Source organism: Providencia sp. PROV261 (assembly GCF_028477945.1).
Taxonomy (GTDB): Bacteria; Pseudomonadota; Gammaproteobacteria; order Enterobacterales; family Enterobacteriaceae; genus Providencia; species Providencia stuartii.
In genome coordinates, this window is record NZ_JAMPMC010000015.1 from 36,389 (window position 1) to 50,679 (window position 14,291).

Genomic DNA, 14,291 nt, shown 5'->3' on the forward strand with positions numbered 1-14,291 from the left:
CTATTTATCATTTTAACGGGTAAATTATGATTAAGAAAATACTATTATTAATGTTGATCTTCATTTCATCTAATGTTGCTGCCACAAAAATGCATGATAATGAACTAAAAAAATATGACTATAAAATAGGTATTGATTTAAATCAATGTGGGATAGAACTATATATTAATGATGTAAAGCTAATATATAATGTTGATATGAATAAATTTAACACTACATTTGGTATTGGTTCTTTTCTTAAAGAAAAAAATAATAAAATCAGAATTGTATTATTTTCACTAAATAAAAATTCCGAAATTTTCACTACAGGTGCTGAGTGTAATTTTGAGTTTCTAGCTAGAGATAGATTTGAAAGTGATAAGTTAAACCATATTTCACTTATTAGTTACAGACCAAACGAAGATATTGATTTTAACATAAAAAAAGCATCTCACTATAAAAATTCGAACATTAGCTGGGGAGAACTAGTGGATGATTTAAAGGTTGAATTCATTGGTAACGATGATAATTATTATAGAATGACTCAACAATTTAATATCAGAGAAGATTTTCCAGCTTGGAAGTGGACTACATCATACCAATTTAATGATAACATCGAGTTTGTTAATGACCTCCCTCTTGATCAGCAAGCTAAATTAAAAGAGATTTACACCGAAATATGGGATGCTTTTAACCGACAAGATGAGAAAAAAATAAAACTATTGTTTAATGAGATGTTAGAAGAATCAAGTTCCGCAGATGGAGGGAGCGTTGAATCATATTATAACTCCCTTGGTTTTTCTATGCTTTTCGACAAAGAGCAGTATCAGTTAAAACCACTCAATATTTCTAGTAATAGTGAGATCTCTAAATACCTTGATAATCGTGTTATTTCAGTTTTTAAGTCACCAATCGCTTTTAAAGATTTAGAGTCTGGTCAGTCTATTGGTATTAATCCGAAATTACGCTTTGATGGTGAAAAATTTATTATTTCTAGATAATAATACTTTAAACATCAATAATCCTCATTAGTAATTCAAACTCGGGCCATGTTAAACATGGCCCTACACAAATGATGATAGAGCCATGTCCACTCTCTCCCCATTAATGAAGAATAGACATTATTAGCAGAGCAAGAGACAACTGTTAAAGAGGGTTAGTTTAAATCCAATGCTAAAAATAGCAAAATTCAAAAAGAATTAATCAGTAATACACAGTTGTAGGAAGCTATTAATTATTGATAACCCATTGTTCTTTCTAGACTAAAACTATCACCAAGTTAAATATTGCATTTTATAATTATAAAAATATGCAGATGGTGAAATCTTTACAACAACGCCTTATCTATCCATTATTGATGGTAAAGTTACAATAGTTAAATAGTACTCTTGATGAATTGGCAATTAACAGCCAGTGATGACTGGCTATTAATTAGCGCTGAAAAAGAAAAACAGTTATCCCCTTAGGGGGCTGATATTGATGAAATATTCAAAATTAGCTAAGGAAGATTTTCTCATTTCCTGCCCCTGTCAATAAACGGCTTTGATATTTTATCAAGGCCGTTTATTAACTTACTTTTATCTTATCGAGAAAAAACATAAACAATTAATCAAATGTCGCTATCAACCAAGCCGAACCTTTATAATCCCCCGCGGCGGCATTTGTTCCTTGGATATGACTCGTAATTTTAATTGTTCTTAGGTCTTTAATCTCAATTTTAAAATCTTTACCCGTTTGACCCGTTGTTTCATCGGTCATGGTCAAGTTACTGTAGATTTTATGATTACTATTTTGGCTACTCGTCATTGGTAAACGTTTCTGTGGGTCATTGTCTGTTGCATAATCAAGGCGTAACCTGACATTTGTTGGAATAGCGAACTTGCAGTTATAAGTCACTTGTTCAGTGACAACACTATCGTAATTTAATGTGTTTAAGTGTCCATGCCGTAAGTTTACTGTCCCCGCTTGCCCAGTGGTCGTGGTGGTATTACACGATGAGCCCACATTTAATGTTGAAGAGAGTAAGCGCATTGGAACCGTTGTTTCCTCTAATGGCCAAGATGTATAGATTGGCGGTACTTTAGGGTTCATAAATGCACGTACATACCCCCCAAGAGGCATAGCAGCAATCATCACCTGACCATCAATAATGCGCTCATTAATATAAAATGTTACGGTGATGGGAAACTGTACTCCAAAATTAGATGCCGACGCTATCATCGCTGTACTCGAAGCATTCGCACAAACTCCAGCTCCCGTAATATTGATCCAATTAAGCATTCTACTCTCAACGGTCATCACGACGTTACTATTGATGCGATAACCTGGTTTGCCTTCTATCGTAGCGGCTTCAGGGACATACATGAATAGCCTGTGGTAAGCACTATCACTACCAATAATCCTCGTACTTGTTCCCCCCCAAGTTCTACCAATACATTTTGCCGCTCCCGTTGCTTTAACCGCTGAGTCAATGCTACTAATCACTATCGGCTCCCCCACACGATAATAATTTTTACCATCAGAGCCGGTGACAGGCGTCGAAACGATTGCGCTATTACTCGCCAGTGTGATCAAATAGCCATCATTTGGGTTTTGGATCATCGGTGCATAGTTTGCTAGGGCAATCGAGGGAAGTAATAAACCGCCTGATGCAATGCCCCCCCAGCCGATTTTCTTTTTTTTAAAAGACTGCAACCCGTGTGTAAGAATAATGCCTTTTAAGTTCAACATAATCATGATCCTACTAATGATAAGTCACAGAAAGGGTGACGGTTGACGTAAATTTCCCCAGAGCCAATTGATTGATCGGCACCGTACTCACTAATTGCGCTTGTAAATCCATGCGGTACAATGTCGCGTCCACCCGTTCGGGGTAAATTCGTTGCTTTTTACTCACTTCCAATGCACGCACCGTACCGCCCGTCACCTCTTTAAAATCAATACCCAGCCCATTGATACTGGTCGCTAAAATATTTTTCCCGTTATATAACACGCTGCTGCCCCCTTTGGGGCTCAACACGATAGCTAATGTATTGTTGAAATTACACCCCGTGATATAGAGTGAAAAATCGTTCACTGCCGCCGATGTATTCAGTGAGTTTGGGTTAAGTGTGCCGAAACCAATTTTCAGCGGTGAGCTGCTGTTTTCACTGCGAATATTACAAGCGGGATCTACCATGGTGGCGGTCACATCCACCAAAACGTCAGCGTGGCTCTCTAATACGGTCAATAACAGGAGTAACCCGAGAGGCTGTTTGAGCTTATTCAGTCTTATCACTATTCGTACTCCACCTGAAAGGTCACGATCCCGGAAAAATCGCCCACATTAGCTTCGCCAGTGGCGGGTTTACGGACAAAAACACCAAAATCAAATTGTTGTAAGCCGTCAACCACACTGACATCACCCATCGTCATCGGCTTATTCCACACAAGGGGTTTTTCATCATGATCGACCAGCCCCAAGACGACCCCACTGTCGCCTTTGGTGGTTAAAAAACTCTCACCGCCAATCGTGACTAATTCGCTGCTTTTCCACGTTAATTGAATACTTTTTTGTAAATCCGTTGCACTACACTTATCGATGGCAATGGTAAAGGGCGTCACCGCGCTGGTGCCATTTTCATTAATCAATTGCCAACGCAAGTTATACAGTGTGATTTTCTGATGGAGAGAGCCGGCTGCCACTTGGCATGCCGTGTTGACCAGCTCACCACTCAACTCAATATCTAAGCTATTGGCCGCGCGTACCTGAGAAGCTCCCCCGAAAAGCGCCACCGAAAACAGCCAAATATACTTTGCTGCCCTATTCATAGCTCACCTCTAAACGCACCGTGTGCCCATCTTTCATCCATGTCGGTAGGTCGATTGGATTATCCCCATTTAGCAAAGACAGCGGGTAACGCACTGAAAACACCCCGCGTTGTACATCGTAAAGCCGCACACTCGCTGGGGTATTGGCTGCTGCATTAAACACCGCCATTTCTTGGTACTTGTTTCCCGCGCCACACCCAATCAAACGCAGCGTGTTATCTAACGACAAATTGCAGGGGGCATTAAATAGCGTGGCACTCACCTGTATTTGGCCTTGATGCTGCGGTTCGTAGTCCGATTGATTAATCGGTGTATTCGCCACAGGGCTATTAGCCATCGCCCATTGGCTCAAGACACTGCCAAGAACAAACAGTACCGCGTTGTACCCGGCTGTTTTGATGAACATGTTGTGTTTACGCATCGTCCTTTCCCGTTCGCTCATACGCTGAAAATTACGGCTCACCCGTTACCGTGCAAGTCTCACCTTGGCAACGAAATGCCAGCGTGGGCTTACCACCATAATCATTGATGTACGTCAGATACGGTGTGGACAGTGCGGGGGATACCACATCCTGTGTTGACTTAGGCGGCACCATAACCACATCAAATGAATTGTGCTCAGCCGCGGCTTGACTGTTCCCTAGCCCAATCACCGTTAAGTGAAATGGCGTGGTATTATTGATGCGATAACCTTTCGCTATCTTTGTTAATGTGACTTGATGCGCCCACTTAGTGTCCGATTCAGGCAAAATACTGGCCGGTCGATAAAACAGTTTGACCCGTGATTGCAAGGCAATTTGTAAGGTATTGCCATCGGTGGATTTAGGGGGCACTTCACGCAAATTGAAGTAAAACACCGACTCACGATCTTGTGGCAATTGGCTCAGTGCCGGCGTCGTGCTTAAACGCACTAAACTGTTGCTCATGGGCTCAATGCGTTGCAACGGCGGCGTCGCCAAAATAGCCCCTTTGGTGAGCTTATTCCCCTGTAAATCTTCAATCCAACTTTGGGCTAAGTAAGCTTCTTCAGGGTTATCGTTAGAAATGGTGACGTTAATCGATTTTTCCGTTCCCGGAAAAATGATGCGTGTTCTATCTAATGTGACTGCGCTGTAGGCACTTATTGAGACAAATACCGCGATACCCACCCACATATGGCATAATCTTTGACCTAAATTCAACATCATTGACCTCATAAAACGAATAAAAGACTTATTTTGCTGGCGTTACATTTGCCGTTGACAGCGCGGGCGCAGCGCAAGGCAGCAATAACATGCTGGATAATGACGTGACATTGTCAGGCATGCGTAATTCACACTGCTTCTTTCCGGCCCAATAAACAGACAGGATTTCTTGAGGGGAAATACCGACCAACCACGTCACCCCCTCTTCACCCACAATGCCCAATTCACGGTTGTCAGCATTGCGCACACTGGCCCCAAACGGGGGATTTTTGCCATCACTCAACGATACGATGGCGAACAGTTTTTCCCCTTTCATCACCGATAAACGGCGGTAACCTATCGCGCCTTTGGTTAAGGTAATGTCGGTCGTTGACTGTAACGTTTCTAAATTCTCTGGCAGCTGACTGGTGTTAATCGACGCCGTCGATTTACGGTAACTGTTCACGTTAGGAATAACCGCAATCCCAAAACGGTTGGTTTTGATGACGCCACTGTCCAGTGGCACATCCCCCACCCCCGGTGTTTCAATCATTAAGCGGGTATCGCCATTTGCTGAACGGTGCAGTGCTACCCCGTGAGCCGTCGCCGTGATCCCACTGTTAATCGAGGCGCCAAAACTGCGATATTGTTGTGGCACATAACTGACGTTCGTGGATAAGTTAGCCTGCGACAGATCGCGTGAATAATAGCCACTGAAACTCGACTGACTCTGCATATGCTGTCCGTGGTTATACCCCACATTCAGGCTGTAATTATCACGATCGCTATAGCCGCTATACCCGACACTGTGGCTATATTGGTTATACTCACCGGCACGTGAATAGCGTTCGGAGAAGGTGATATTGTGCCCGCGATACAGAGGAACCGTTAAATACAGGTTGATAGCATCATCTTTATAGCCGTTATCACGCTCGGTACGCGTCGCCGATAATGAAATATTGGCATCTTGCTGCGATAGCCTAGGTATGCTGATATTGGTACTGGCGTATAAACCATATTGCGTTTGCGGTTTATCTTGCCAATAAGTACTGTATTGATAATTCAACGATAAACTGAAATTATCAAAATACTTGTTCAGATAGATTTGGTAGTTTTCTTTTGCCACACGCGCCACATGACCGCTACGGCTTTGATCTATAAATTGGCTTAATGTGCGGTAATCTCTATCGGCAAATCGATACCCTGCAAAGGTAATATCCGTGCGTAACTCATCAAATGACTTTGCATAGTTGAGGCGATAGGAGCGGCCTTGCAGCGTGTGATGGGTAAAGCGGGCAAAAGACTGCGTCATATCGAGTGACAATGCCCCAAATGCAAACAAGTCTCGTCCAATCCCTATCGCTGCGGTTTGGTAATCCCCATTCAGTTGCGTCCCCCCATACAGTGACCACGCATTAGATAACCCATAAGACAACTCGCCGCTGATCACCGGCTTACCAGTTAGGCGATGACCGTCATAGCGCGTTTTACCCGCCACTAACTTATAAATAATGCGCCCCGGGCGGGTTAAATAAGGCAGTGAGGCGGTGTTGAGACTAAATGTTTTCTCTTCGCCATTTTCTTCACGCACAGTGACATCGAGCACCCCTCGTACGCCGCTGTCCAAGGTCTGAATGCGAAACGGCCCCGGGGGCACCGTGGTTTCTAAGATCACGCGGTCTTGGCTACGCACAATCACCGTGGCATTCGTGTTCGCCACGCCAATAATTTCCGGCGCGTACCCCACCAATTTAGGCGGTAACATGCGGTCGTCACTTTCGAGGGCGATACCACTGTATTGCCATGACTCAAACACATCAGAATAGAAGTAGTTTTCCCCAATGGTCAAAATAGAGGCTAATTTCTTCAAGGAGGTAAACGCATACAGCCGGCTAAAATCAAAACGGTGGGTTTCTTGGGGGTTGCTGCCACCGTGCTGTTTTTGGTAGTTCGCGTTATAGTCACCACGAAAACGCCAAGCACCGAGGTTAAGACCTGTTGTACCATTGGTGGATAAATAGACCCGTTTGCTCCCGCGACTTTCTTCGATGACAGACGCATTGGCGCTATAATCCACAAAGGCACCATTCACCCCCTCTTCCCATAACGCCGGGGGTGTCCAGTTTGGATCACGGTATTCCATCCATAACTGGGGAATGGTGATTTTCAGTGAGAGTGTGGACAATTCAACCGTCGATTTCACCCCAGTTAACGCGGAAAAATCAAGGCACTGCCCCGCCTCGGAAAGGGTGACTTTTTGTTTTGCCGAATCTTTCAGGCCAATCAGATCCAGTAAGTTCGCCGGTATGCAAATGGCATGTTGTGCTAAGACCGTGATATCACGAGGCGCCCCTAAGCGCTGGCCGTTAACAAACACGGTTAACACATAGTCTCCGGGAGGCACATAACCCGCAACGGAAAATTGGCTCATATCGACGTTTTGCATATCTTCCGCATCCAATACGTCAGTATTGAACTCTGTTGCAGACACCGTGCATGCACTGACGCTCACCGCCAATAAAACGGCCTGCCTGACTTTGCTAAGTTTGAACATCATGCTCTGTACCATCCCAAAGACAGCAAGAATGCCTCCTCAATGTCATCATTGAAGACGTGCTTCTGTGCTTTATTGATAATCGATAAAAAAACGAACCAGCCCGTGATAACGTCCTGCTTGTAGCGGCTTTCCTGTCAGCTCGAGCCGTAAAAAATAGCGCAAAAAGAGGGTTTGCCCCGATTGACCTTGCCGTAACACACTGTCAAACAAAGGATAGGTTTCCCCAGGGATCACGATATTTTTCGTGTTATCCAGCACGGATACGCCCAACCCCTGAGAAGGCCCTTGCAAGGCAAATGCGTCGATATTATCGGCCCCTTGCCCGTCAAAACGTATTGTCCATGTTTTACTGTCAAGGGTGCTGTACACACTGCCACAGTCACGAAGCTCAATGTCAAAAGGGCGTGTTTGTTGTTCACGCGCCACGGCGGTTGAGAGCATCGTCAACGTTAACGACGAAAAATCGACCGTTTGGTCGCGATTTGACATCACAATCGAGCATGGTGTTGAGATCACACTGCCAACCAGTTGAGTGACACCTTCATGGCGCATGCCCACCTCGTTGGCGCCAAAAGCCGATGTGCCCCCCAAAATCAGCGAAAAGAGGATCCCTGTTGTTTGCAAACTCACGCGTTGATAAACAGCCACCCGTTTCTCCCTTGCAGACAGTAAAAAAATCCACCTGTGTTATGACTGTTAACAAACAAATACTGTTTGACGGCAGTCGTTAGAGGTTGTTAACTCCATGAAGAAAATCAATTTATTGACTTTCGATTGAGAAGACGAAGAGGGCGAGATTGCACTTTACCCCTCTTCGTGAGCCCCTTGGCCGCCAGCGTTCACTGACGGTCAATGTATCGACTTACTGGTACGTGATACGGAAGTTAGAGATGGCGCTGAATCGCCCTTCCGCAACATCTTTAGTGGTATCAACCGCTTTCGCCAATGCTTTAAAAATTAAAGTATTTTCACCATTTGTGTTGGCAATACGAGGGAGAACGTCTGTGGCTTTACCGAACTCAAAACCATCAATCAAAATACCGAGGTTGTTCGAATTCCCCGCGGAAGTTGCCAGCAGCGTGTTGCCTTTATCTGCATAGCTTTGGCCAGTAAACACGAGTTCCATTGATTTCACCGCAACAGGGTTACCTTCAGTATCTTTACCAAAGTTAGCAAAGTCACAACCGGTGAATTTGATCTCGAACTCTGCTTCCGCAGGCTTACCACTTTCCAACGCTTTACGAGACAGCTGACCGAAATCAACGGTTTGTTTCAGAGAAGACTGCTCGATATTACAAGGCGTGTTCACAACTGTACCCACAAAGTTAATCGTTCCGGTGTTATCCGCCATTGCGCTAAATGACACAACAGACGCCGCAAATACAGTTGCAACTGCTAATTTTGTTAATTTCATTTATTTTTCCTTTCTAGTAAAAAGACAATAGAAACCAGTCACCACACATAAATTGAAGAGTGTTAATTTCATTTTTTGTTGATAAAGCAAAGGTTACATCATTAATAAAAACACCGTCCCTGCTGCTACCTATCCCTTATCCATATCTAAGAGACAAATAGTTCCTTATAGGCTAAGGCTAACCCATATAATTTATTTATATATAATCTTAAAATAGAATTAATTAATTTGACATTTTGCCGTCATAGTTAACCATGACTGAACAGAATAAATTCTGTTAGATTTCCCCGAAAATGTTGAGCATAGTATCCGGAATTAAAATATTAATTACTGATTTCATCGGCTTAAAATAGGAGAAACATCTAACATTTAATTATTAACATTCCGTGAAATAATTACACTAACTTATTTTATTTAAACAATCTCAATATTTATATTTAATGAATTTTTATTGCCATATTAAATTTAGTTTCTCAAATAAAAATTCATAAAATAAAACTATTATTTTGATATTTTTGAAATAATAAATTGATGGCGAATATAGAACCAACCCCATTTAGAGTAAATACGTTTTTAACGATAAGTCTCCATATTTCGATAGGTGATAACTATTAAATATTTGTTATTAATGGCATCGACATAACCAAATATTAATTTGGTTCCTATATATCAATGGATTACAATAAATCATGATAATCAAAATCATATAAATCTCCAAACAATGTCTTATTCTTAATGAGAGTATGTTGATTTTATTTAACGCTATTTTCATTTTGTTACATATTTAATTATTTTGATATTTTTATAAGAGATATAGCTTTATTTTTTTCAATAATAAAACAAAAAACCTCAATATTGCTTATTTTTTGGCGCCATTAAAAAATAGAAAAAATACTCATAAACTTAGACACACTCTAAGAACACCCATAATAAACATAGGTGTAACCCATTAAATACAATATAACTCACCTTAATTACTCATTAAATGCGTTATCGATTTTCGCTATTAAATTTATTTAATGATAATTTATTGTTTTTTAACAGTGAAATAAAAATATTACTCATCATCGCATATCAGCGCTCTTTAAATGCCAACAATACCCTTATCAAAGCCCTATCCTCAAAATCTTCACCGACTCAAATCCTCCATCGACAATACGACTAATCGATTATCAATTGGATATTAATATCCAGAGCCACGCCTATGCTCTGATAATGGTCAACAAAATAATTTGGCCCGCAGTTTTGGTGGCCACTTTGCCTATATAACCCGCCAAATCTTGTCAGAAATGCGCTAGCTCTTGAACGGCAAAAAGTGGGAAATATGGCTTCTTCCGCGGGAAAGAGCATAAGCCAGTTCAGGGGGAGCGTGATATTCCATTCATCCAATGATGATGGCATAGGAGAGTCTCATTTAAGTTGCCAATTGCAGTAATGACACAACTTAGGTCACCGTTCGATATATCTCGCTGTTGGAAAGAACCATTTGTTCGAAAACCTATCACGTGCTCAAGGTTGCCATCATCCTAAATAATTAGGGGCGTTTTTATTTTTCATCTCCTCCGCTTTTGATATTCATACAATTTATTTTTTTCCTTGTTGTGGATCAAATTATCGATAGCTAAAAAAGAGCAATAAACTATATATTGTGCTTTAATTACATAATCAAACACTACATATAGTATTTATTCACAGTTTTATCCACATTCCCTTCGCACATGCAGCGGAAACTTATCGCTAGGTTTAAGGTTGTGGATAACTCAACAAGGAGCATTTCAGTGAAAACGGTTGTGATTAAACGAGATGGTTGCCAAGTGAACTTTGACTTCCAAAGAATTCAAGAGGCAATAAAACGTGCATCAGCGGCTGTGAATATTCAGGATGATGACTATTGCCTTCAAGTTGCTACAACGGTCACAGAGCAACTTGGCAACCGTGAAAAAGTCGATATTCGAGAGATCCAAGATGCTGTTGAAAATCAACTAATGTCAGGCCCTTATAAAGACCTCGCTCGAGCCTATATTGAATATCGCCATGATAGGGATAGTGCTCGCGAAAAACGCAGCCAACTTACCCATGATATTCGTGGCCTTATCGAACAAAGCAACGTTTCACTGCTTAATGAAAATGCCAATAAAGACAGTAAAGTGATCCCGACTCAACGTGATTTACTTGCTGGTATTGTGGCTAAGCACTATGCCAAACAGCATATTTTGCCTCGTGATGTCGTTATCGCTCATGAACGAGGAGAAATACACTATCACGACCTTGATTATGCCCCCTTTTTCCCGATGTTTAACTGTATGTTGATCGATCTTGAAGGCATGCTTACGCAAGGGTTTAAAATGGGCAATGCAGAGATCGAACCACCAAAATCAATTTCAACAGCAACCGCCGTGACTGCACAAATCATTGCGCAAGTTGCTAGCCATATTTATGGTGGTACGACGATTAATCGCATCGATGAAATTCTGGCTCCTTATGTACGCATCAGCTATGAAAAACATCTTAAAACGGCTGAAACGTGGGGGATCAATGATGCTCAAGGTTATGCTGACTGCCAAACAGAAAAAGAGTGCTATGATGCTTTCCAATCCCTAGAATATGAAGTCAATACATTGCATACCGCGAATGGGCAAACCCCCTTTGTCACCTTTGGTTTTGGTCTTGGCACCTCGAAAGAAGCGCGCTTAATCCAACAATCCATCTTGAAAAATCGTATTGCAGGTTTAGGCAAAAATCGTAAAACAGCCGTATTCCCTAAATTGGTCTTTGCCATTAAAAAAGGGTTAAACCACCAATTTGGTGATCCTAACTATGATATCAAACAGTTAGCCCTTGAATGTGCTAGCAAGCGCATGTACCCCGATATCCTTAATTATGACCAAGTTGTTAAAGTGACCGGATCGTTTAAAACCCCCATGGGCTGCCGTAGCTTCTTAGGGGTCTACGAAGAAGCGGGGCAACAAATTCATGATGGTCGCAATAATTTAGGGGTGATCAGCCTTAATTTGCCTCGCATTGCCATTGAAGCACAAGGCAATGAAGACGCATTTTGGCAACTGTTAGAAGCACGTTTATCTATTGCTAAAAAAGCCCTTATGACACGGATCGCACGCCTTGAAAACGTCAAAGCACGTGTCGCGCCAATTCTCTATATGGAGGGGGCTTGCGGTGTAAGATTAGCCGCTGATGATAGCGTTGCAGAAATCTTTAAAAAGGGTCGAGCCTCAATTTCGCTCGGCTATATCGGACTACATGAGACCATCAATGCACTATTTGGTACGCAAAACCATGTTTACGACAGTGAGCACTTAAGGGAAAAAGCCATCGCGATTGTTAACCGCCTACGCCAAGCAACAGATGAGTGGAAAGCAGAAACTGGCTATGGTTTTAGCCTGTACAGTACACCTAGTGAAAACTTATGTGATCGTTTTTGCCGCCTTGATACTGCTGAATTTGGCGTAATAGCTGGTGTGACAGACAAAGGCTACTACACAAATAGCTTCCATCTTGATGTTGAAAAACGCGTGAACCCATACGACAAAATAGACTTTGAACAACCTTACCCTGCCATCGCAAATGGGGGCTTTATCTGCTATGGCGAGTATCCTAATTTGCAGCATAACCTCAAAGCGCTTGAAGATGTTTGGGATTACAGTTATGAGCATGTTCCATATTATGGAACAAATACGCCCATAGATGAATGTTATGAGTGTGGATTTACGGGTGAGTTTAACTGTACCAGTAAAGGCTTTGTTTGCCCTCGTTGTGGTAACCATGATACTAACCGTGTCTCAGTGATCCGCCGAGTATGTGGTTACCTTGGCAGCCCTGATGCACGCCCATTTAATGCAGGCAAGCAAGAAGAAGTGAAGCGACGTATCAAACACCTAGGTAATGGGCAGTTAGGTTAATAGTATGAATTATCATCAATATTACCCTGTTGATGTCGTGAATGGTCCAGGCACACGTTGCACACTGTTCGTCTCAGGATGTGTTCATCAATGCCGAGGATGTTATAACCAAAGCACATGGCGCCTCGATTCAGGTATTCCATTCACTCAGGAAATGGAAGATAGGATCATTCAAGACTTACAAGATACCCGTATCCGTCGGCAAGGTTTATCCCTTTCCGGCGGGGATCCACTACATCCCGCTAACTTATCAGCGATCTTTCAGTTGGTTAAACGTGTAAAAACCGTTTGTCCAGATAAAGACATTTGGCTATGGACAGGCTATCAATTTGCCGAACTGACCGCCGAGCAACATAAGGTGGTGAGTTTGATCAATGTACTGGTTGATGGGAAATTTGTAAAAGCGCTGCATGACCCCGCGTTACTTTGGCGAGGAAGCAGTAATCAAGTGATCCATAAATTACGCTAGCGATTTCTAGACCAATAGAGCTTGCTGCCAAAACCCAATTTATTATTGACCATTTTGACTTCTTGTAACTGCAAACGCCATACAGGCAGTTTTGCCGTCAATGCCACAGGGAAGCGACGACAATAAAATTGATGGGCTTGCTGTCGTAAGCTCCCATCCAGCGCTATCACTTGCCCAATAAATTGTAGCCCTTGGATTTGGCTAACCACTTTCGTTTGGGCAGAGACAGTCCCTGCGACGTGAGAATTTTCAGTCATCAGTTGACCATGGCGTGAAGCAGGATCGGTCATAAAGAATAAACTCATCGACTTAGCATCAAATGCATAATAACAACTGGCAGGCCAGATATCATTGCCGTGGCAAGTAAATAGAGAAAAGACGTGTTGGCGAGAAAAGTAACGTTGGATATGTTGTAAGGCGTGTTCATCATTCATAGCAAAAGCCCATATTGACCGTTCAGAACACGCTCTTTGAATATGTACATCCTATCGCTGAGCGTGCTTAAGCTGTTCTGAACGTTTGGTATTACATTTGCTAGGTACTATAAATTATTTATAGATTGCAGCAACACCATTCATTGAGTTTTCACCGCCAGCTGAGATAACACGGAATGAAGTTGCACCAGCTTCATCAGCTTTTTTGGCTAACTTTTCAGTCAGGTCATTAACACTAACAGCACCTGATACAGAAACATAACCCGCAGCTGGTTGGCTAGAATGTTGAACTTCTTCAGCAGCCATTGAACCAAATGAAATAGCACTTAAAGCCAAAGTTGCAGCGACTAATGTTGATTTTTTCATAATGTTTTCCTCATTGTATATTCATTTTTATCAGGGATTTTTGTTCTCCCCCTGTGATATGGATCATATTATGCTCTTTTAGTTACGATGAAAATTAGCTAATTTTGCTGTTATAGTTCAAATATTTTGAATCAAAACCACGCTTTAGGTTACAAATTTATGACTTTAATGTGTCATTTTTT

13 protein-coding genes are annotated in these 14,291 nt (G+C 42.0%); 3 read left to right on the forward strand and 10 right to left on the reverse strand.

Annotation, left to right across the window (positions count from 1 at the left end; genetic code table 11):
* Window positions 1–26 precede the first annotated feature (26 nt).
* Window positions 27–980 carry a hypothetical protein gene (locus PR675_RS10865; protein ID WP_036942710.1) on the forward strand — a complete coding sequence of 318 codons (954 nt, stop codon included), beginning with the start codon at window positions 27–29 and terminating at the stop codon, window positions 978–980.
* A 604-nt stretch (window positions 981–1,584) separates the two neighbouring features.
* On the opposite strand, the gene PR675_RS10870 is transcribed toward PR675_RS10865, so the two are convergent.
* The 8 genes from PR675_RS10870 to PR675_RS10905 all read right to left on the reverse strand — a co-directional run bounded on the left by PR675_RS10870 (window position 1,585) and on the right by PR675_RS10905 (window position 8,923).
* A complete protein-coding gene (locus PR675_RS10870) occupies window positions 1,585–2,709 on the reverse strand; it encodes an adhesin (RefSeq protein WP_306169839.1) in 1,125 nt (374 codons plus the stop codon).
* 13 nt (window positions 2,710–2,722) lie between these two features.
* Window positions 2,723–3,256, reverse strand: coding sequence for a fimbrial protein (locus tag PR675_RS10875; protein ID WP_004915882.1), 534 nt, complete (start codon window positions 3,254–3,256; stop codon window positions 2,723–2,725).
* Window positions 3,256–3,789, reverse strand: a complete 534-nt coding sequence (locus tag PR675_RS10880; protein WP_004915879.1) for a fimbrial protein — start codon at window positions 3,787–3,789, stop codon at window positions 3,256–3,258. Before PR675_RS10880 ends, PR675_RS10875 begins: the two co-directional genes overlap by 1 nt.
* Window positions 3,782–4,210, reverse strand: coding sequence for a hypothetical protein (locus tag PR675_RS10885; RefSeq protein ID WP_060561473.1), 429 nt, complete (start codon window positions 4,208–4,210; stop codon window positions 3,782–3,784). The genes PR675_RS10880 and PR675_RS10885 overlap by 8 nt, the downstream gene beginning before the upstream one ends.
* A 31-nt stretch (window positions 4,211–4,241) precedes the next feature.
* Complete coding sequence (locus PR675_RS10890) at window positions 4,242–4,973, reverse strand: fimbrial biogenesis chaperone (protein ID WP_060561474.1); 732 nt, start codon at window positions 4,971–4,973, stop codon at window positions 4,242–4,244.
* A gap of 28 nt (window positions 4,974–5,001) precedes the next feature.
* Window positions 5,002–7,521, reverse strand: coding sequence for a fimbria/pilus outer membrane usher protein (locus tag PR675_RS10895; RefSeq protein WP_060561475.1), 2,520 nt, complete (start codon window positions 7,519–7,521; stop codon window positions 5,002–5,004).
* Between the two features lie 57 nt (window positions 7,522–7,578).
* Complete coding sequence (locus PR675_RS10900; RefSeq protein WP_004915870.1) at window positions 7,579–8,157, reverse strand: fimbrial protein; 579 nt, start codon at window positions 8,155–8,157, stop codon at window positions 7,579–7,581.
* A gap of 214 nt (window positions 8,158–8,371) precedes the next feature.
* Window positions 8,372–8,923 carry a fimbrial protein gene (locus PR675_RS10905; RefSeq protein WP_004915868.1) on the reverse strand — a complete coding sequence of 184 codons (552 nt, stop codon included), beginning with the start codon at window positions 8,921–8,923 and terminating at the stop codon, window positions 8,372–8,374.
* A gap of 1,778 nt (window positions 8,924–10,701) precedes the next feature.
* On the opposite strand from PR675_RS10905, the gene nrdD reads away from it, so the two are divergent.
* Window positions 10,702–12,840, forward strand: a complete 2,139-nt coding sequence (nrdD, locus tag PR675_RS10910; protein ID WP_014657339.1) for an anaerobic ribonucleoside-triphosphate reductase — start codon at window positions 10,702–10,704, stop codon at window positions 12,838–12,840.
* 4 nt (window positions 12,841–12,844) lie between these two features.
* Complete coding sequence (gene nrdG / locus PR675_RS10915) at window positions 12,845–13,309, forward strand: anaerobic ribonucleoside-triphosphate reductase-activating protein (RefSeq protein ID WP_014657338.1); 465 nt, start codon at window positions 12,845–12,847, stop codon at window positions 13,307–13,309.
* On the opposite strand, the gene PR675_RS10920 is transcribed toward nrdG, so the two are convergent.
* Window positions 13,306–13,743: a YhbP family protein gene (locus PR675_RS10920; RefSeq protein WP_060561476.1), complete on the reverse strand. Its 438-nt coding sequence runs from the start codon at window positions 13,741–13,743 to the stop codon at window positions 13,306–13,308. The genes nrdG and PR675_RS10920 overlap by 4 nt on opposite strands.
* A gap of 114 nt (window positions 13,744–13,857) precedes the next feature.
* Complete coding sequence (locus PR675_RS10925; protein ID WP_004915853.1) at window positions 13,858–14,109, reverse strand: DUF1471 domain-containing protein; 252 nt, start codon at window positions 14,107–14,109, stop codon at window positions 13,858–13,860.
* Window positions 14,110–14,291: the final 182 nt, after the last annotated feature.